The 20,302-nt window shown below is 39.5% G+C and carries 17 protein-coding genes, 2 pseudogenes and 2 riboswitches; of the genes and pseudogenes, 2 read left to right on the top strand and 17 right to left on the bottom strand.

Going from position 1 to position 20,302, the window contains the following annotated elements:
* Window positions 1-13: 13 nt before the first annotated feature.
* From gcvT to deoC, 5 genes are all read right to left on the bottom strand, one after another.
* Window positions 14-1,078 carry a glycine cleavage system aminomethyltransferase GcvT gene (gcvT, locus tag TEPIRE1_RS01735; RefSeq protein WP_013777471.1) on the bottom strand — a complete coding sequence of 355 codons (1,065 nt, stop codon included), beginning with the start codon at window positions 1,076-1,078 and terminating at the stop codon, window positions 14-16.
* Window positions 1,079-1,240: 162 nt separating this feature from the next.
* Window positions 1,241-1,332, bottom strand: a riboswitch (glycine riboswitch).
* Window positions 1,333-1,586: 254 nt separating this feature from the next.
* Window positions 1,587-2,987 carry an MATE family efflux transporter gene (locus TEPIRE1_RS01730; RefSeq protein WP_013777470.1) on the bottom strand — a complete coding sequence of 467 codons (1,401 nt, stop codon included), beginning with the start codon at window positions 2,985-2,987 and terminating at the stop codon, window positions 1,587-1,589.
* A 259-nt stretch (window positions 2,988-3,246) separates the two neighbouring features.
* Window positions 3,247-4,155 (bottom strand): diaminopimelate dehydrogenase, encoded by a 909-nt coding sequence (locus TEPIRE1_RS01725; RefSeq protein WP_013777469.1) that lies wholly within the window; start codon window positions 4,153-4,155, stop codon window positions 3,247-3,249.
* 100 nt (window positions 4,156-4,255) lie between these two features.
* Window positions 4,256-4,430: riboswitch (Lysine riboswitch) on the bottom strand.
* Window positions 4,431-4,508: 78 nt separating this feature from the next.
* The gene (locus TEPIRE1_RS01715) at window positions 4,509-5,060 is read right to left on the bottom strand and encodes a pyruvate kinase alpha/beta domain-containing protein (RefSeq protein ID WP_013777468.1); all 552 of its coding nucleotides are present in this window, start codon (window positions 5,058-5,060) and stop codon (window positions 4,509-4,511) included.
* A gap of 27 nt (window positions 5,061-5,087) precedes the next feature.
* Window positions 5,088-5,759: a deoxyribose-phosphate aldolase gene (gene deoC, locus TEPIRE1_RS01710; protein ID WP_013777467.1), complete on the bottom strand. Its 672-nt coding sequence runs from the start codon at window positions 5,757-5,759 to the stop codon at window positions 5,088-5,090.
* 187 nt (window positions 5,760-5,946) lie between these two features.
* On the opposite strand from deoC, the gene TEPIRE1_RS01705 reads away from it, so the two are divergent.
* Window positions 5,947-6,384, top strand: a complete 438-nt coding sequence (locus tag TEPIRE1_RS01705; protein WP_013777466.1) for a DUF1540 domain-containing protein — start codon at window positions 5,947-5,949, stop codon at window positions 6,382-6,384.
* A gap of 20 nt (window positions 6,385-6,404) precedes the next feature.
* Here the strand turns inward: TEPIRE1_RS01705 and TEPIRE1_RS01700 are convergent, their stop codons facing one another.
* The 4 genes and pseudogenes from TEPIRE1_RS01700 to TEPIRE1_RS01690 all read right to left on the bottom strand — a co-directional run bounded on the left by TEPIRE1_RS01700 (window position 6,405) and on the right by TEPIRE1_RS01690 (window position 10,521).
* Window positions 6,405-6,818: a YbaK/EbsC family protein gene (locus tag TEPIRE1_RS01700; protein ID WP_015294874.1), complete on the bottom strand. Its 414-nt coding sequence runs from the start codon at window positions 6,816-6,818 to the stop codon at window positions 6,405-6,407.
* 231 nt (window positions 6,819-7,049) lie between these two features.
* Window positions 7,050-8,909, bottom strand: a pseudogene (locus tag TEPIRE1_RS01695) (heavy metal translocating P-type ATPase); the annotation flags it as partial.
* 90 nt (window positions 8,910-8,999) lie between these two features.
* Window positions 9,000-9,158 (bottom strand): annotated as a pseudogene (locus tag TEPIRE1_RS14545) (cation transporter); the annotation flags it as partial.
* A gap of 169 nt (window positions 9,159-9,327) precedes the next feature.
* Window positions 9,328-10,521 carry an anaerobic nitric oxide reductase flavorubredoxin gene (locus tag TEPIRE1_RS01690; RefSeq protein ID WP_013777463.1) on the bottom strand — a complete coding sequence of 398 codons (1,194 nt, stop codon included), beginning with the start codon at window positions 10,519-10,521 and terminating at the stop codon, window positions 9,328-9,330.
* Between the two features lie 208 nt (window positions 10,522-10,729).
* On the opposite strand from TEPIRE1_RS01690, the gene TEPIRE1_RS01685 reads away from it, so the two are divergent.
* Window positions 10,730-11,638: a GerMN domain-containing protein gene (locus tag TEPIRE1_RS01685; protein WP_013777462.1), complete on the top strand. Its 909-nt coding sequence runs from the start codon at window positions 10,730-10,732 to the stop codon at window positions 11,636-11,638.
* Window positions 11,639-11,740: 102 nt separating this feature from the next.
* Here TEPIRE1_RS01685 and TEPIRE1_RS01680 read toward each other — a convergent pair whose 3' ends face one another.
* The 8 genes from TEPIRE1_RS01680 to TEPIRE1_RS01645 form a co-directional block, all read right to left on the bottom strand.
* Window positions 11,741-12,958, bottom strand: coding sequence for a DUF401 family protein (locus TEPIRE1_RS01680; RefSeq protein ID WP_013777461.1), 1,218 nt, complete (start codon window positions 12,956-12,958; stop codon window positions 11,741-11,743).
* Between the two features lie 187 nt (window positions 12,959-13,145).
* A complete protein-coding gene (locus TEPIRE1_RS01675) occupies window positions 13,146-14,840 on the bottom strand; it encodes an ABC transporter ATP-binding protein (protein WP_013777460.1) in 1,695 nt (564 codons plus the stop codon).
* 44 nt (window positions 14,841-14,884) lie between these two features.
* Window positions 14,885-15,715, bottom strand: coding sequence for an ABC transporter permease (locus TEPIRE1_RS01670; protein WP_015294871.1), 831 nt, complete (start codon window positions 15,713-15,715; stop codon window positions 14,885-14,887).
* 12 nt (window positions 15,716-15,727) lie between these two features.
* On the bottom strand, window positions 15,728-16,696 hold the full coding sequence (locus TEPIRE1_RS01665) for an ABC transporter permease (RefSeq protein ID WP_013777458.1): 969 nt from the start codon (window positions 16,694-16,696) through the stop codon (window positions 15,728-15,730).
* Entirely contained in the window at window positions 16,693-18,282 is a 1,590-nt protein-coding gene (locus tag TEPIRE1_RS01660; protein WP_013777457.1) for an ABC transporter substrate-binding protein, read from the bottom strand. The genes TEPIRE1_RS01665 and TEPIRE1_RS01660 overlap by 4 nt, the downstream gene beginning before the upstream one ends.
* A gap of 63 nt (window positions 18,283-18,345) precedes the next feature.
* Window positions 18,346-18,876 (bottom strand): FmdE family protein, encoded by a 531-nt coding sequence (locus TEPIRE1_RS01655; protein WP_013777456.1) that lies wholly within the window; start codon window positions 18,874-18,876, stop codon window positions 18,346-18,348.
* A 113-nt stretch (window positions 18,877-18,989) separates the two neighbouring features.
* Window positions 18,990-19,577, bottom strand: a complete 588-nt coding sequence (locus TEPIRE1_RS01650; protein ID WP_013777455.1) for a class I SAM-dependent methyltransferase — start codon at window positions 19,575-19,577, stop codon at window positions 18,990-18,992.
* Window positions 19,567-20,109 carry an ECF transporter S component gene (locus tag TEPIRE1_RS01645; protein WP_013777454.1) on the bottom strand — a complete coding sequence of 181 codons (543 nt, stop codon included), beginning with the start codon at window positions 20,107-20,109 and terminating at the stop codon, window positions 19,567-19,569. Before TEPIRE1_RS01645 ends, TEPIRE1_RS01650 begins: the two co-directional genes overlap by 11 nt.
* Between the last annotated feature and the right edge of the window lie 193 nt (window positions 20,110-20,302).

Genomic DNA, 20,302 nt, shown 5'->3' with positions numbered 1-20,302 from the left:
ATCCGTCCTCCTTTTATCCTTTTAAAAAGTTCGTAGATACCTTTTCGGCTCGATGTTTTTTTCCGCGAATTTCAATCTCAAATAACTTATCATTAGCATCATCCAAAGGTATTTTTACCAGAGCCATAGCCAAATATTCCTTAACGTATGGCGCAAAACCGCCGGATGTCACCTTTCCAACCTGTTTGCCGTCATAATACACAGGATAATCAGGTCTTGGCACTCCACGATCAAGAAGTTTAAGCCCGATAAGACGTCTTCTATCTCTTTGCTCGCTTTGAGTGCGCAGCACATCACGCCCTTTGAAAGGCTTACTTAAATCTATAAATCTGCTAAGTCCCGCTTCAACAGGCGTAATATCCGGACCTAGCTCATGGCCGTATAACGGCAGACCTGCCTCAAAACGCAACGTGTCCCTTGCTCCAAGCCCGCAGGGAATTACTCCAAAGTCAACTGCTTTACAAAACAGCCTTCTCGTCATCTCCGGAGAGCCGTACACTTCAAAACCCTCACCGCCGGTATAGCCGGTACGGGATAAAATCAGTGAATCACTATCAAATTCAATGGTTCGAAAATTAAATGGTTTGAGTTGTATCTCTCCAAAGAGTTCTTTTACAAATCCGGCACTTTCCGGGCCTTGAATGGCAATTAGACCATAATCATCACTCACATCTTCCACCACAACATCCGCAGGAGCCAAACTTTTGATGTGTTCAAAATCCTTGTCCTTGTTGGCCGCATTTACTACCAGCAAGTAGCGAGTTAGGCTCAGCTTATAAACCATGAGATCGTCCACGGTTCCACCATCATCATATGTCATGATGGTGTATTGGGCCTGGCCTTCTTTGATTTTATGAATGTTATTTGTGAGAATATCATTTAGAAAATCTCCGGCATTTTCTCCTTTGACCAAGATTTCTCCCATGTGAGACACATCGAAGATGCCCGATTTTGTCCTTACAGCCATGTGTTCATCGATTATCGATGAATACTGGATAGGCATTTCGAAACCTGCAAAATCCACCATTTTTGCCCCTAATTTTAAATGCTCTTCATAGAGCGGAGTTCTTTTAAGCATCTCATCCCTCCTTTTTAATATTTCAGTAATGCGTAAATTTTTAGTTATTTTAGTGACAAAAAAATGTTCTAAGTATAAAACAATAAAAACAGCTTATACCTAGAACCTCTGTCCCTTTGCCTGAAAGATTTCCCTCGTCGGCGCCAAAGCTCTCCAGAGGTTGGTCCAAAGATGATCCTTTTGCCTGAGAGTTTCACCTGGATCTGGTTTACCCCTTCGGCGCCTTTTAGAAAGGCCTCTCTCATCCTCTTCATACCATCATATGCCATATGAACTTTTTCTTTATCATAATCATAACAGTTTCCTTAAAATTTTACAAGACTCTCAATGGACAAAGGATAATTCTCAATTATCACACCATGTATGAGGTTGAATATGTCCTATGGGACTATTTTATCACACGACTATGATTTAAAATCCCAAAGGGAAAAAATAAATTTTCCCTTTGAGCCAAAATATATGGGAACTTGTGAAAAATCTGATATACATTTCGTGCATTCGAACTGCTCTATACTCTGAGTCTTTTCCATCTTCCTGAATTATATCTTAAGTAGATAAAAATCGAGCGAAACACCTGATCACATGCCTGTGCCGCCCAAGCACCCGTAAGGCCGAAACCCATCTTGATAAATACTTTCGCTAGCATAACCCGAATACCCCATATTCCTATGACAGTTGCAAAAAGCGGGCCCCGCGTATCACCTGCACCTCGCAATGCCCCTGCGAGAATAAATTGAGTTGACTGCATAGGCTGCATAATAGCAATTATTTTCAAACAACCCATTGCCAGCAAAATAACTTGAGGATCATTAGTATATATACTTGCAATTTGTCTGCCGAAAAAGAAGAATGTAGATGCAATGGCAACTGCAACATACATCCCCATTCGCCGTGTTTCCAATCCGTATTTTTCAGCCATATCCGGCCTCCCGGCTCCAAGACTCTGCCCTACCAAAGTGGTAGCTGCCATGCCGAAAGCCTGACTAGGTGAAAAGGACAGGCCAAATACGTTTAAAGCTACCTGATGAGCCGCAAATACCGTTGTGCCAAGACCTGCCACAGTTCTTGCAAACTCTACCTGGCCTAAGCGCAGTACAAACTGTTCTACGCCCGAAGGTATCCCAATTTTTAATATGCGTTTTATTATATCATAATCAAGGAAGATACCCTTTCTTTTTGAAAGACTCAGCAAAGAATCTGGATGATATATCGCTAAAACTGCCATAATCATTGCCACAAAACGTGAAACTGTTGTTGCTATAGCAGCGCCGGCGACACCCATTGCCGGAAATCCCAATTTGCCATATATCAAGATATAGTTCAAGCCTACATTTATAAGGTTCGAGATTAAATTGTATCTCATGGGTGTAACAGTATCCCCTGCGCCTCTTAATGCAGCGGCTATTCCCATACTGGTGGAAATAAATATACCCCCAAGTGAAATAATTTTTAGATATTGGACAGCAAGGGGAAATACATCAGGTTTTGCACCCATGAAATTTATTACATTACCTGCAAAAATATAACCCAATATGCTTACTATTGTACCCAAGATTACCGTCAAAATAAGGGTTTGCTTTACAACACTGCTTGCCGATTCATTATCATCGGTTCCCATAAAGCGAGCTACAAGAGCCGTGCTGCCCACATTTAGAGCTTGGAACACTGCCAAAGCCAACATAGTTGGCTGGTTGGTAATACCTACCGCTGCTAAAGATTCTTTATTTACTCGCCCTACCATAACCATATCTACCATGCCGAATAGAGTTCCCAGCAAAAGCTCAACAAGTGAGGGCATAGCAAGTTGTATTACCCGCTTGCGCAAGTCTTTTTCTTCATCCTCATCGATTATTATTTTGGTTTCCATATTAGCATTTGCTATGCTTTTGTTATCATCATCGTATTTCATCAGTTTATTTACACCCCGTCTAACTTTGTTTCATTATAGCCGATACTCATGGCTCACCCCCTTGATATTCCCGGCTAGATATTTTTATTATATAATAGTTTCATACTATTAATTATATCATTTATATGCAAGTTTAAAATTTGATTACTTAAATATGTTCTAATAGCTAAGATTAAGATTACTTATAATCTCGCTTGTTCGCAAATCTATTTTATATCAAAAAAGTGTTGACGATTTCAACACTTTTTTGAGAAATTGCTCATATCAATCGATGTAATAGTTGTTCTTTTTCTCCGCATAGAAAGTCTATAATTGGAATTTCTAGTGTGGTATAGCATCCGGGCTTTTGCCTAAGGCTTGCCCTGGCAGCAGCTGCCATTACCTGACCTGCGGCCGCCGGATTGCATATAGACATTATAAACTCCATTCGCTGATTATGGGTGGTGCCGGATACACCCTTCCTTTCCATATGCACACCATGACCCTTATCTATGAGACTTTTTACATCATCTACTTTATAAACATGGGTTTCATCATGGATAAAATAAGGATCATTTTTTATTGCCTCGGAAATTTTTTCAAAATCATACCCTTCCTTAATCTTTACGTATACTAAACGCCTATGAAGGCCGGTGCCTTCCGGTATCGTCATCGACAGGGCATCTTCTACGCCCTCAATAGCTTTAACTGCTACGGTATGTCCAAGGCTCATACCCGGGCCGAAATTAGTATAGGTCAACCCTTTTGGAGCAACTACCTCTAATAAACCTCTTACAATAGAATCCGAACCCGGATCCCAGCCTGAAGAAATTACGGATACGGCATCATTGGCTTTTGCAATCTGATCCAAGTTTTTCCTCAGACTCATGATGGAATCACCGTGAATATCGAAGCTGTCAACAGTATTAATGCCCATTTTTAGATACTGTGGAGCAACCTCAGGAATAGAACGGCTGGGTATACTTAGAATTGCAACATCAATTTTCCCCAGTTCCTTTATATCTGTTACTACCGGGATATCGCTAACTGTTTTTTTAATTGAATCAATTTTCTTGGGATTCCTTAGGACAATTCCCGCCACTTCCATATCTGGGCTTTCCTTAATAGCAGGTACTACTTCTCTTCCTACATTGCCAAAACCTACTACGGCAATTCTGGATTTTGACACATTTATTCCTCCCTCTGTATGTTTGGATTAAGAGGTTTTTTGCAGCAAAAAACAACCGGGGTCATTTGCCGGTTGTTTTATTCCTTGGCAAATACCTCTCTCTTGAAGTAGCTCTCCACCGAATTACTTCGGTGACAGTCCTATACCTATTCGATATAGGCCCAGCATGGTCTTTGGGATAAACCATACTTCGGCGATAATCCCTTTTGGCTTGTTTCATCGGCCTCCCCGCCTCCACGAGCTTACTCTTGATACATCGCGCCTCTACCTCAACTCTTTGCGAGATGAGGTACATGTTCAATTTTATAAAACATATCATAAAATCTTTCTCTTGTCAATCAACTTCTTGTAAATCATTTGCTTGCGGGCTTACATAAAATCTCTGAAATCCACGTATCAAAAATATTTGATGCATGAGCCGGCCGCAAGATTACTGCTGTGTCAGCTCCTCTGCTGCTACCACCCACAGCTATTATATCTTCTCCGTATGGAATAAGACCGGCATCCAATGCCATTACAGCTATCTCAACACACACCTTTGTGCCCTGACCCAACATTCTTAAGGTATGTGCTATAATTTCCACAGGATATGCCCCGCCGAACTTGCGGCTGATGCCCCTTTCAACACCTGAAAGCACATGAGTAGTTGTAAGAACTTTAACCCCGGAATCTACAAGTTCCTTCCTGATGTCTTCAGGCATTTCCATTTCACCTGGTGCCTCAAAACCAGCTGCATGTGTTACACAAACAAGATTTACCCCTAGATTTGCTTCTTGAAAAAGTTTTGCGGTATGACCTTTACATGACGCTACTACCACATGTTTTATATTATGCTCTCTTACAGCTTTTTTAACAATTTCAAGGGTTTTTTCTGTATTTTGCTTGCCAGGTTTCTCGAAATACATATATATCAACCTCCATAATTTCATTTACTATTTATAGTCTTGTATTATAGTTATCCCTGAACTAGTTCCTATTCGCGTTGCCCCTGCTTCAATCATTGCAAGTGCGGTTTTTGCATCCCTTATGCCGCCGGAGGCTTTTACACCCATAGCATCGCCAACTATTTTTCTCATAATCCTCACATCTTCAACAGCAGCGCCACCAGGTCCAAAGCCGGTCGAAGTTTTCACAAAGTCAGCTTCAGCAGCTTTAGCTAACTGGCATGCCGATACTTTTTCATTTTCATCAAGATATCCGGTTTCTAGGATTACCTTGACTTTGGCGCCGGAATTAATCGCTTTTACAGCTTTTACAACCTCTGCAATGTCTTCTTGAACTCCATAGAAATCTCCACTTTTTAACAAACCTAAATTCATAACCATATCTACTTCCATTGCTCCTGCTTTAATAGCTTCTGTCGCTTCAAATACTTTTGCGGTAGTTGCCATAGCTCCCAATGGAAATCCAACGGTTACACTAACCTTGACATCTGAACCGTCTAAAACATTTACGGCATGCTTTACATAGCATGAATTAACACATACTGCATAAAATCCATATTCCTTTGCTTCTAAACACAATATTTCAATTTCTTCAAATGTGGCAGTGGGTTTTAATAAGGTGTGGTCTATGTATTTAGCCAGTTCGCTTTTTGTGAGCATAAAATCACCTAACCTTACATTTATTTTAAAATATGAAAAACAGTGAGATTTATAAAAAATCATTCATCTTATTCAGATTCATTTTACCTTAAATTGGATATTCAATCAATATATTAAAGCGAAAAACATAATAATTTTCCCAAGCAAAGTAAATACTATACTAAAATAACTGTTGGGGAGTGTACTTATGTCTAATAATACAAAAATTCCTAATCCTGAAGTCAAGTGTAGTGTAAATGCTTGCACTCACTGGATTCCCGGAAATATTTGCAGTGCTGGTAACATCAACATCTTGAATGAAACAGTAAATACAACATCAAAATCTAAAGAGGAAACAATATGCAGCACTTTCGAAAAGCGACAAGGCTTAGATGGTTTTATTGATTCTGCTGACAATATAAATTGGGTTGAATTCGCTGAAGAATTGGTAGGCATCGGACGCCAATTAAATCCGACTGTAACCTGCATAGTTGATACATGTAAATATCATAATAATAAAGACGACCTTTGCCAAATTAACAGCATTGAAATTACCTATAAAAAGAATAATGAATACAATAAATCTACCAATTGCACAACATTTGAATATGATGGGAAGTCTACTAAAGATAAAAATTTCAGCTAAGCCATTTGTCAAAAATAGTGCTAATTACTTATGTCTATCCACTTACCTCCAGTCAATTCGGCTAATTTTTGAACAGAAAGTTTCACGGCTGCATTAGCTTCCCCTGCAGCAGGATATACTATATCATAAGCTTTTAATGATATGTCCAGATAAACATTTATTGGGTTTTTTAAGCCAAAAGGACATACACCTCCCACCGGATGACCGGTTATCTCCATAACTTCATCCGGGTTAGGCATCTTAGCCTTGCAAAAAAAGGCGTCCTTAAATTTTCGGTTATCTATTTTCTTATCTCCGGCCATTAGCACCATTATATAGTCTTCTTTCACTTTAAAAAGAAGCGATTTAGCTATTTCACCCGGTGTAACACCAAGTGATTGACTAGCTTTGTCCACTGTGCTGGTATCTTCGAAAAATTTAATGCTTACATCCATGTTTTTTGTTTTAAAATATTCTCTTACGATTCCACAGACAACTAAAGTCACCTCTTGGTTTTATTTTAAGAATCTTTAGGAGTTGTACTTTATACCAATTATATTCGGAAATTTCAAAGGATGCAACCGCAAACGCCATCAATGCCTATTAGGGCAGTCTTCGACCGCCCGCTATTAAAAAATTGCGATAAGGACGGAAGGATGCACCCTTATCGCAATTTTTTAGCTTTATTATGCTTTTCGTAGCAGAGTCCTTGTAGAATTTAATACGGCAAGAAGAGCTACGCCTACATCAGCAAAGACTGCTTCCCACATGCTGGCTACTCCTGCTGCTCCAAGAGTCAGAAAAATGCCCTTTACTCCCAATGCAAATACTATGTTTTGTACAATGATATTCTTGGTATATCTTGCTATCCTTATCGCTTCAGCAATTTTTGACGGCATATCTTCCATAATAACCACATCAGCAGCTTCAATAGCGGCATCAGAACCTAATCCTCCCATAGCAATGCCTACATCGGCACATGCTATAACCGGAGCATCGTTTATACCATCTCCTACGAAAGCTACCTTATACCTGGTTCTATCATCGCCTTTAAGTTCTTCCAACTTTTCAACTTTTTCCTGTGGCAGCAGTTCTGCATAATATTCATCAAGGTTGAGTGCTTCAGATACATATTTAGCCGTTTCTTTTGTATCACCTGTGAGCATTACGACTCGTTTTACCCCTAAATTTCTGAGTTCTTTGACGGCTTTGGCCGAATCTAAACGAATCTCGTCTGAGATAGTTATTCTTCCTGCGTAGATACCGTTAACTGCTATATGGACTACGGTGCCGACTAAACCATCCTCATTAATTTTTATTTCTATGCCTCTGCTCTTTAGCAGCTTTTCATTGCCTGCCAATACCTGTTTCCCTTCGACTTTTGCCATTATACCGTGTCCTACTATCTCTTTATAATCAGTTACCAGTGATTTCTCGATAGTATCTCCATAAGCTTCCACAATTGATTTTGCTATAGGATGATTTGAGTAAGTCTCAGCATATGCAGCCATGCGTAAAACCTCTTGTGCCGCAAAATTGTTTGCAGGTTTTACATCATTAACTTTAAAAACGCCTTTTGTAAGAGTGCCTGTTTTGTCAAATACAACAATATCCAAATTTGCAAGGGTTTCTATAAAATTAGCGCCTTTAATAAGGATTCCCCTACGAGATGCTCCGCCAATTCCGCCGAAATACCCCAATGGGATTGATACTACCAGAGCACACGGGCAAGATATAACCAACATCGTCAAAGCCCTATACAACCAATTGCTAAAACTTTGCCCAGGAACTATCAGCGGAGGCAGTAATGCTATAATTACCGCTGCCGTTACTACCGCAGGCGTATAATATCTGGCGAATTTTGTAATAAACTGTTCTGTCTTTGCCTTACGTGAAGATGCGTTTTGAATCAGGTTTAGTATCTTTGAAACAGAGGATTCACTAAAGGTCTTTTCAACTTTTACTTTTAACAATCCCTGAATATTAACCATACCCGCCATTACTTTTTCTCCCGGATTTATCCGATATGGAACCGATTCGCCGGTTAATGCTGATGCATCCAAATAGGAGGTACCTTCCAACACTTCTCCGTCCAAAGGTATCTTTTCCCCAGGTCGCACTACTATAGTTTCACCAATATTTACTGTTTCCGGGGCAACTTGACTTATTTCATCATTTACCAAAAGATTTGCATAATCCGGTCGAATGTCCATTAGGTCTGCAATAGAACGACGTGATCTTTGCACCGCCAATGCCTGAAAATATTCACCTATAGAATAAAACAGCATAACACCTACAGCTTCAGGCAGCTGGTGCAGAATAAAAGCCCCTAATGTAGCCACAGTCATGAGGAAGTTCTCATCAAAGACTTGTCCTCGAACAATATTGCGAAATGCAGTTTGAACCACATCCCTTCCCGCCAAAATATATGCCGCTAAAAATGGCACATATTCTAATATCTCATATTGCCCGTGAAGTTTAGGAGCAAGAAATATCCCCAATCCTAAAAAAACTGCTGATAAAATTATATTCAAAAGTTTTGTTTTTAACAGAAATTTACTATCTCCGTGATCACTATCATTTTTATCCGTAACTGAATTTTCAGGAACAAGCCTTACATCAGGTTCTATTTTTTCAAGCACCTTTACTACTTCGCCTTCAAGCTCCTGCTCTATATCAATAGTTCGAGTAGAAAAGTTCACCGTCACATCCGATAAACCCTCAACCTTCTTTAATTCCCTTTCGATTTTAGCTGCACAATTAGGACAATCAAGACCTTCCAGTTCATATATCATTGTTTGGAAGCCTCCTTCCATCGTTTTTACATTTGAGCAACTGTTCAAATGTTCCTGTATAATTATTTTATCATGTAGACTGCGAAAAAACAATATACTTTTTTAAAAAATCATTAAAAAAGATATGAGACGGTTTTTAATTGATTACCGTCTCATATAGTTCAATCGTTCATGCCTTTAGTATTTCGCCAATCCGTTTCCCAAATTCTTCACATTTTTGTTTACTGTCTTCATCAGGATTCCAAAGTGTTTTTATGCCTTGATCGATTATTTCAAAGCCGGCCCTTTCAAGTTCTTCTGTAATTATTTTTACCGATTCGCCGCTCCAACCGTAGGTTCCAAAGGCCGCTGCTTTTTTATTTTTAAAGCCAAGCCCTCGCAGTGCCCCCAGCAAACCTGCTATCGAATGAAGTACGACACGGTTTACAGTAGGGGAACCTACTAGGATGGCTTTAGATTTAAAAGCTTCGGTAATAATATCATTCGTATCTGAGCGAGCACTATTAAATAATTTTATTGTTATATCTTCATTAACTTCTTTTATTCCGCAAGCTATGGCTTCGGCCATTCTTCTAGTGCCGTTCCACATAGTATCGTATATAATCGTTATTTGATTTTCTTGATAGTCATCAGCCCATTCTTGATATTTTTCAACAATCTGTATCGGATCTTTTCGCCAAATAACGCCATGACTTGGACATATTATATCAATCGGCAGATTCAGGCTCAAAACCTCGTTTATTTTTTTGCCCACCAGTTTACTAAATGGTGCCAATATATTTGCATAGTATTTAATGGCTTCTTGATACAGTTCAGCCTGGTTTACAAGGTCATTATACATGAGCTCTGACGCATAGTGCTGACCAAAAGCATCATTGCTAAACAGGATATTGTCCCCAGTAAGATATGAGAACATGGTGTCAGGCCAGTGAAGCATCGGAGCTTCTATAAAAATGATTTCTTTTTTGCCGAGATTCAACTTATCTCCGGTTCTTACAGGCACAAAATTCCAATCTTGATGGTACTGGCCTTTTAATGATTTAATTCCGTTTTGAGTGCAATATATCGGCGTATCAGGAATTTCCTTCATAAGAGCCGGCAATGCACCACTGTGATCGATTTCTCCATGATTTGCGATAATATAGTCTATTTTGCTTAAATCAATCTCTTTTTTCAGGTTATTTATAAACTCATCGGCAAAAGGCTCCCAAACCGTATCGATAAGTGCTACCTTTTCATCTTGAACAAGGTAAGAGTTATAGCTTGAACCGCGGTGTGTTGACAAATCCTCACCATGGAAGGTCCTAAGTTCCCAATCTATCTTGCCTACCCAGGTTACATTGCTATTAATTTTAAAATCCATTTTATCCTCCATTCCGCCGCACGGCATGCCATTGCGGCACAAATAATTGGTTTTATATACATTCACTTATATTTAATAATTTTTTATGACACTTGTCAATCAATGCCGTTTATGCTTTATATCAAGTTATGTTTTCCTTATCTGATATTATTTGATATAATAGTATTAGATATATATCCAATAAAAAGGATTAGAGGTGGCAAAATAAATGAAAAAAATTTTAGTAGCATTTGTCGTTCTAAGTCTTTTATTAGCAGTATCCGCCTGCTCAATCAACAATAAGACATTGGCAATCACCTTGTATTATACGAATGAAGATAACAGCCAGATTCTAACTGAAACAAGAGAAATCAAAGCTGCTCAAGGCCAATCAATACCAAGGTTGGCATTGGAAGAGTTGTTGAAAGGGCCTCAAACCAAAGGTTTGAAATCGACCATACCGGAAGGGACAAAGCTTTTAAATGTAGAAGTTAAGAATAATATTGCGACAGTAAATTTATCTAACGACTTTACAAATTTTCCGGGAATGATGGCAGAAAGTTTGGCTGTAATTTCTGTGGTAAACACAGTTACAAGCCTTGAAGGAATAGAAAAAGCTCATATACTAATAGATGGCGAAGAACTTACCGCACCTAGCGGCAATCCTTACGGGCTTTTAGAAAGCTACGATATTAAGCAAATTAATCAGGATATCAGTAATAAAAAGGAAACCATTACACTCTACTTCCCGGATGAGCAGGGTATGTACGTAGTACCCGAACAAAGAGAAGTCGTTAAAAGCGAACCTCTTGAAGTAATTGTGATAAAGGAACTGATGCGGGGACCTGAAACGCCCGGGTTGGCATCACCGGCTATACCAAAAGAAGCCAAGCTTTTATCGGTACAAGTAAAGGATGAAATCGCCTATGTGAATTTCTCCAAAGAGCTTATTGAAAAACACATTGGTGGTTCTACAGGTGAAATGATGACTATAATTCCTATAGTAAATTCCCTTACAGAACTTCCCGGAATAAAAAAAGTTCAGTTTCTGGTAGAAGGTAATAAGGAACAGACTTTGGCAGGTCATGTTATCTTCGATGAACCCTTTGAAAGATATGAAGAATGGATAAAAAGATGAGAAACTAAATGCGACAGCGGAGGCAACACCGCTGTCGCATTTAGTTTTCTGCCTGTTCTTGTTACCATATTATTATCTTATGTGTTTTATATTTGTCTGTAGTTATTTCAGCCACATACCCAACATGAAATAACTTGCTATCAAAGTAGCAGTAAGGCACAGAAAAAATTTATAATAATCCTTGTATAAATCTTGTATTGACACCTTCATATACTCGCAGGTAAAAAGTTGGCAAAGGTGTAGTGGCGAGAAGAAATAACCTACAAAACCCCAGGCAAAGGTCATATGGCAATATAGCAGAAGACGATTTTCCGATATGGGCAAGCTTGCCAAAATAGGAAGCACAACCCCCAAGGATGTGGCTTGAAAACCAGTTGTAAGGCCTAGAAAAAATGCAGTTCCAATAATCCCCGGCAAAATCGTCTTAGGGTTATTGAAAATAGAAGTAAAAAAGGACATTAGCGACTCCATTTGACCGATAATTCCCTGAATAAGATATACGCCCATAAGCGAATATATTACATTGATATTAGCAACCCGGACCGCATCGGAAAGAAAACTTTTTTCAGGATTAATCCAATATACAATAACAAGATTTGCAAGCATTCCGATATAAAATGGCATGCCGAATATGAGATTTAACAGGACGCTGGTATACACCGGTGCAGTGTATTTTAGTAGGTTTAAAAGATTTGACAATGCATCGGTCATGGCAGGCTCTGCTTCGGTTTTTACTTGACGCACATACAAAAAGTATCCGGATAAAACATAGAAAACAACAAATATAGAATTTAATCCTATCAGCTTATAAACAGAAATCCCGGGGGCAAGAGAAGCTACCAGTAGAAAGCCTGTGGTATACGGCATGATATGCATAGCAATATGGCGGAAAATCAGATTTATGATTGCTCGGTAGGTTTTTGATAAACCGGATTCTTCTCCCAGCTGATCTATAAAAGGTGCTGAAATAATGGCACCTCCCGGCACCGATAAAAATCCCACCAGTGCAGGAATAAACATAAGTGTCACACGATTGCTCCGCACAAGTTTTGTTAAATGCTCAATAACCTTATCAATTATGTTATACTGTCTGAGCAGAGCTCCCAGAACACTTATCTCTATAATGACAATAAATTGTTGCAGTTTGTTAAAGTTTGCAAAAGTGCTGATGATAACAGCGAATAATCCCGATATTCCCAAGCCACCCAAAAGAGCCATAATCACAGCAGATATGCAGATGGCAATACCGATAGACACTCTTTTCTTGCTCAGTATTGGAATAATAAGAAAGGCAGTGATTACCGCCGCAAATTCCCCCATGATTTCAACCTCTTTCATATATGACGCTGAGGAGATTTCTGTGCATAAGGCTCTGACTAGCAAATGCTCTATATCAAGATAATATTTTGTTTATTACTTAAATTATAATGTTCAACAAAATATTTATTTTTCCTGCTTAAATTGTATTTGTAATGTAAACTTTTCCCCTCCATGAAAAACTATGTATTTATGCCAATCCCGCTTTGTTCATTAACTTCCTGGTATACTCACTTTTGGGATTATCAAATACTTTCCAGGCCGGACCTGTTTCCACTATTTCACCCTTATGCATTATGTACAGTTTGTCGGCAATTTTTCTTGCAATATCTAGGTCATGGGTAATATAAATCATGGCAAATCCTAATGTGTTTTGAAGGCCCTTTAAAAGCCGTAAAATATTGGCTTGTGTGGAGGGATCCAGCATAGAGCTAATCTCATCGGCAATGAGGAGTCTTGGTTCAAGGACAAGGCTGCGGGCGATAGCAACCCGCTGCCGTTGCCCACCGCTTAATGTAAAACATCGCCTGTTTAAAAAAGTATCATCACTGGCCAGCTCTACATCGATAAGGGCTTGCTTTACTCTAGACGTTCGCTCGTCTGTATTATAGAGCTTTAATATGTCCAGAGGCTCTTTTACAGCTTGCAGTACTGTAAATTGGTCGTTTATTGATGAAAACGGGTCTTGAAACACCATTTGAATGCCTTTTGGTTTGCTGGTAAATTCATGCTGTTTTATTGTTTGACCCAAGAATTCAATATTCCCGCTTTCAGGTTCCAAATAACCCGAGAGAATACTTGCCAGGGTAGTTTTACCTGATCCGGATTGCCCTATCAATGCTATAATCTCGCCTGCACGAATACTCATATGACAGTCTTTACATGCACAAATCTTATTACCTTTAAAAGAGTAGGTTTTATTTATTCCCCAGGCTTCTAAAAGTGTTATAATTCCACCTTGATTACAGGCAACTTTACGCTCAAGTGATGCATATTCCAGTTTAGGTTTTTGATTTTTGCATATCTGTGACCTTTGACTGCACCGAGGAAAGAAAGAACAGCCCTCATCGGTTGTCGCCTCACCTGCCCGGGGAATTCCCCATAAATCCTGATATGGATTTAAAGAAGGCGATGAATTTATAAGCCCCCGGGTATAGGGATGCAATGGGTTTTCAAGTATATCTCTTGTCAATCCTTCTTCAAGGATACAGCCCCGGTACATCACACACATTTTACTGGCAAGTCGTGTAATTACGGAAAAATCATGGGATATTACAATCATAGCAAACCGCTTTTGGTGTTGGAGGCGAGATAAGAGCTCAATGATTTCGGCTTTGGATATGGCATCCAAAGAAGAGGTCGGCTCATCAACTATAAGCACTTTAGGATCACATGCCAAGGCCATGGCAATAAGCACTCTCTGCCGCATACCTCCCGACAGCTGATGAGGCAAGTTATCTGCCACCGAGGCGTCCAGCCCTACTTGTTCAAGAAGTTCTTTTACTCGAGAATCTGCTTCATGATTTTTTATTTTCAGATGACGGATAATACACTCTTTTATCTGCTCATTTATGGTCATAAGTGGGTTTAATATGTCAAGGCCGTTTTGAAATACCATGGCAATGTGTTTCCATCGATACATATCCGGCTGACTTGCGGAAAGCTCTCTTAGATTGATTTTATTATATTCTATTGTCCCTGTAACCTTTGCGGTTGAGCTGAGTATACCCATTATAGCTAAGCCCAGTGTGGTTTTACCGCTTCCTGATTCTCCGATGATTCCCATGGATTGCCCCTGCTCTAGTGAAAAAGATACTTCCCTTACAGCATGGGTTTTTTGACCGTCCCCGCTATAGGTTACTGATAGATTTTCAACTTTTAACATGGCAATACCCCTATTTAAAAAAATCCGGTTTTGGTTTCTAAAATCTAATCAATTTTAGTATCTAATATTTTTTCAAACTCCCTGCCTATAATGGCCGTAGCCAGCACAAGCAATATGATACAACATAGTGGATATACAACCCACCATTTCCAGTAATCAGTAAAGTATACGCCGGGAAAATTCAATGCATAATTTAATATAAGTCCCCAGCTTTTGCTTGTAGGGTCCCCTAGGCCTAAAAATGAAAGACTGGCCTCGGATACTATGGCCTTGCTTATAAGTTTAATAAAACTTGCAAGTGAAATTGGAAAAATCTGTGGCAGAAAATGTTTGTAAGTTATGTATAAAAATCCTGCTCCATACCCCTCGGCTACTTTTATGTAAGTTTCCTGTTTTACTGAAATAATCTTTGAGCGTATAATCCGCGCGGGCATAGCCCAAGATAAAATAGATAATATTAATATAATGTTTTTTATGCTTGGTCCGAAAAAAGCTCCTGTCACAATCATTATAGGCAAACTGGGTATGGATGTAAGCATATCTATTAAGGCTGTGATTACAAGGTCAATTATACCTCCATAATACCCGGATACAACGCCTAGTACTATACCCAGAAAACATGTAATTATTGCTGTTCCAATCCCCACTACAATGCTGTTTCGCGTTCCGTAGCATATTTGAGCCCACAAATCTATACCCAAATCATCAGTGCCCAATATATGAGCTTTGTTCGGAGGTTCCAAAGAGGCGCCCGTTGGCTGATTCCACGGGTGTTTCGTAAGCATCGGGGCAAATATGGCGATAAAACATACTAAGACTATGAAAGACAAGGAAAATTTACCTGCTATGGAAAATTGTTTCACAATTTTAGGCATTTTTTATCACCATCAAGTTATTCTCGGGTCAAGCTTTTTATATAAAATATCAACTACAGCATTCATGATAACTACAAAAAACGTTACGGTCAAAAAAATCCCCTGAATCAAAGGGTAATCCCTTACCATTACGGCTTGTCGCATTAATGAACCGAGGCCCGGATACTTAAATACATTTTCTACCAATAGAGTCCCTCCCACTGCTTGCCCCAAACTGTAAAAAGCTTGAGTTACAATAGGCAAGGCAGCATTGGATAAGGCGTGGCGAAAGAGTATGCGCCCTGTGCTAAGTCCCTTAGCTTTAGCTGTGATTATATAATCTTTGGACATTACCGTAATCATACTGTTTCTGGCTATAAGATAAAATCCGCCCATCTGAACCGCAGAGAGTGTCAGAGTAGGTAAAAAACCGTGATACACTATGTCTAAAACCGCATCAGCCCAAGAGGCATAGTCTGCAAAGGGTTTTGCGCCACCTGAAAGAGGAAAAATTCCCTGCCGAGCCGCCAAATAAAACAGGAAAAATATGCCTATTAAAAATGCGGGGATTTCAGAAATTACGACCATTATACCGTAGAGGACCTTATCTGAGCCTTTCCCCCTTTGCCATGCCGACAAACAGCCCAACAGCGTGCCGGCACCGCCTCCTATTATTACTGACAGCAATACCAGGGAAACAGACCAAGGGATTCGGTTTTTAATAATTGTCCTTACATCACTGCCAAAATATATGCTATATCCCAAATCCCCTTTGATAATACCCTTCAGATAGCTACCGTATTGGGCAAGCACAGGCTTATCCAGACCGTAATATGCTTTAAATCGATCAATTTCTTCTTGAGAATAAGTCACAGTTACTTCTCCCTGTTCGCTTGATAAAAAATAGAAGGGGTCCCCCGGCATAATTCGGGGCAAGAAGAAGTTCAATGTGATTATACAGAAAAATGTTACAAGATATTTCAGGGCTTTTTGATATCTCATTTTTTATCTTGTTCCAAATATGATAATTTGTTGTGAGTTACCGCATGATGGTCAAAAACATGAACCCATCCGTCGTACTTTTCCGGTTTAAAGACCGTATAATCAATTGTATTGTAAAGGGGCAGCATTGGTATCTCATCTGATATAAGTTTTTGAAGCTCCATTATCATAGATTTTCTTTTTTGTTCATCCAGTTCTATAAGCTGCTTTTTGCAAAGTTGGCTTATCTTAGGATTGCTGTAACCGCAAATTACATTGGATGCGGGACCGGCATCACGAGCTACAGTTGCCGCATAAGCTTCCCTGAGGCAATCGGCATCGCGTCCCCAGCCACCATGTCCAATTATGGCAAGTTCATAATCACAGTTTTTAACACAGTTGTCACGGGTCTTCATGTCCACTGCGCGAACATCAATATTGATTCCGGCTTTTGCGAAGTTGATTTTAAGAAGTTCTGCAATCCTGGCTTCTTGTTGACTGTCCGATATTAGTAGTACTAGGTTTAATAATTTATTGTTTAAAAGTTCCTTAGCTTTTTCTATATCAAAATCATATCGCGTAACATCGGGATTATACCATATGTGATCAATTGGCAAATATCCGGAGCTTGCCGAAACCGCCGCACCTCGTGCTACTTTTTCGATAAGTTCATCAACATCTACGGCATGGGCAATAGCTTTTCTTACGTTTATATCCGCCAATTCCGGTTTTTTCTCCATGTTAAACAGGAGTTTATAACCCCAGAAGGCCGGACTTTTAAGGATTTTAAATTCTTTATTGTTTTCATACCGATCAATTATATCCGGCGGAACATCCAAAAGATCTATTTCTCCGTTTTCGAAAGCCAGCACCGGATCGCTTACCGGGATAAATTCAATTACATCTACCCGAGGCTTCCGTCCCCAGTAATCTTTAAATGCTTGGAATCGATACTTGCCCTGCTCCTGACTATAATCCGTAAGTATGTACGGGCCGCATCCTACTAATTTATCCAAATCCATTACTTTTTTGGGGTCATCTATGTCCTTCCAGATGTGCTCCGGAATTATCCTGACAATCCCCAATCTATCCAATACTGTAGCGTTAGGCTCTTTTACCACTATTTTTACTTGGCTTTCATCAATAACCTCTATTTTTTCAATAAATGGTTTTCCGTCAATAAACAAACTATCGGAAACCGGAGGATGTTTCATAAAATACTCGAAAGAAAACTTTACATCTTGGACGGTAAGCATCTTCCCATCATGCCATTTGACTTTAGAGTTTAAAACAAAGGTATACTCCCTACCGTCCGGGGATATAGTCCATTCCCTTGCCAGCCATGGAATAAGACCTTCTTCTCCTTTCTCCAGAAGGCTGTCATAGATAAGACGCATTTTTGATGCACCCGGTCCCCGAGAATAGTGAGCAAATGGAGAAGGAAACCCCCAATCCCCGCCTTCCAGACATATTACCAATGGCGCACTTTGTTCGCCGGTGCCGCCTAAACTTTTTTCTGTGGTTTTTGTGCCGCAGCCGGCCATGCCAAAAATTACAATCGTAAGCACGCATGCAGCAAACAGTTTACTTGTTTTTGATTTTTTCATATTAAATCTCCTGCTCAAATGTTTTGTTTTTTCATCAAGGTTATCTAAATCCACTTTCAAGGCTTACCAACCTCTCGAATAATCCTCAAAACAATCTAGGCACACAGGCTTATTATCCGTTATGCGTATTTTGTGTTCCGGAGCTCCTTCACCGCATTTTACACATTTTATTGTATTAAATATGCGAGCCTTCTTTGGCAAATCAAAACTGGGATTCTTAAATTCAAATAGTTCTTCAACAGGGCTTTCCATGATAACTTTCTTACGCTCATCCTTTGACAGTTTATCATTATCATCCCTGGGTTTTAATATGATACGCAATTTTTGCCCTGTATCCCGGCGAAAGAAGGTAAATGCCTGTTTGCCGGTACCGCGGTATATTAGATTCCCTTTGCCTAATGTACATCCTGTAATAACCTGAACTGCATCAACTCCGCACGCATCATTTTCTGTCACACAAACTATTTCTTCATCTTTAGAAAAACTAATACCAAGTTTTTTCCTTGCCGCCTCACATGCCTTAAATCCGATAGCAAGGCCCGGACATTCGTGGCCGTGAAATTCTACACATTTTTGCCAAAGCTGTTCATCCATAAAAAATCTCTCCTTAAATGATTTGGTATAAATGATATCGATATGAGCACAGCTCACCAATCTCAAGACTGCTCATTACAGTTTCATTATTACAGTCTTTGCGACTTAATTATTTATTTTTTACCGATAAGTATAAACATCTCATCATTGTCTTCGGCAAATACAGGTTTAAGCCCTGTCTCTTTCATAAATCCTTTTATAACATCTGCTTCAGGAAGGTCATCGCTATTTACCGCATCAGAACTTTCTGCGTGAAGCTCGTTTATAGCTCTCCTGCTCTGAGAGTGAGCTATTACAAGCCTGCCGCCGGACTTTAGAAGGCCTGCCATATGAGATATCACTGTCGGTTTGTCTTGAAAGTGAGGAAAAACCGAGTAGCACATTATAACGTCAAAATGGGTTTCAGGGAGAGCTGCATCATAAATATCTCCCAGAACAAAACGAACATTGTTAAAAGGATATTTTTGTCTTGCAACTTCAAGCATCTTTTCTGCAAGGTCGATGGCTATAATTTCTCCCTCATCGCCTATCATTTCATATATATATGGGATCATCACGCCGGTTCCTGTACCTACATCCAAAATGCAATCTCCATTAGATATTCCTGCCATCTTAGTTATATATCTAAGTTTTGCTTCATTATGATGGCACATTTCGTCCCATTTATCCGCCACTTCATTGAAGAAGTCCTTATGGTTCAAGGGTATCCCTCCCGGTTGCCCTCATTTGATATTTTTTAAGCAGCAAAACTACTGCCGGAATAAATATCAGTTGAATTGCTATTCCGGGCAAGCCATTTGTAATACTTGCAGCAATAAAAGCTACGGGCGTGGGAAATTTGGCGCCGAAAAAGGCTGTAAGCACCCATACGGCAATGCCTGATACAATGCGTCCGAAAACCATACTGCCGACTAAGGATACATAAACATTCTGACGCAGTTTTCTATACATAAAACTTGTCATATAACCATAGGCTGCAAGTTCAAAAACCATATAGGGCATTACCGGAAAAGCCGGAGGCATGCCGGTAAAAACAGAACTTAAAATTGGCGTCAACGCTCCTACCGCTCCCGCAACAGGCGCATCCAAGAAAAATCCCGAAAGTAAAACCGGTATGTGCATTGGCAAAAAGGTTGAACCAAGCCCTAGCACGTGAAACATCATCGGCAGTACAATTCCAAAGGCAGTAAACACACCAGCAAGCGCTATCTGGTATAGATTATCATTTCTCAAGTTCAAACACTCCAATCTGATTTATTATTTAGGGAAAAATAAAACCATGAACAAAGCCGTTTCATTCAGCCAAACAGCTTAACCTTCATGGTTTAATTCAAAGTATTTATAAGATTTTTATAATAGCTTTTAAATAATATAATTTATGGTAGTTTTTGCATGCCTTATATTTTTACATCTGTATAACACTTTA

Source organism: Tepidanaerobacter acetatoxydans Re1 (assembly GCF_000328765.2).
In the GTDB taxonomy this organism is placed as follows: Bacteria; Bacillota; Thermosediminibacteria; order Thermosediminibacterales; family Tepidanaerobacteraceae; genus Tepidanaerobacter; species Tepidanaerobacter acetatoxydans.
Note: the sequence above shows the minus strand (reverse complement) of the source record. Positions and strands in the feature narration are given on the sequence as shown.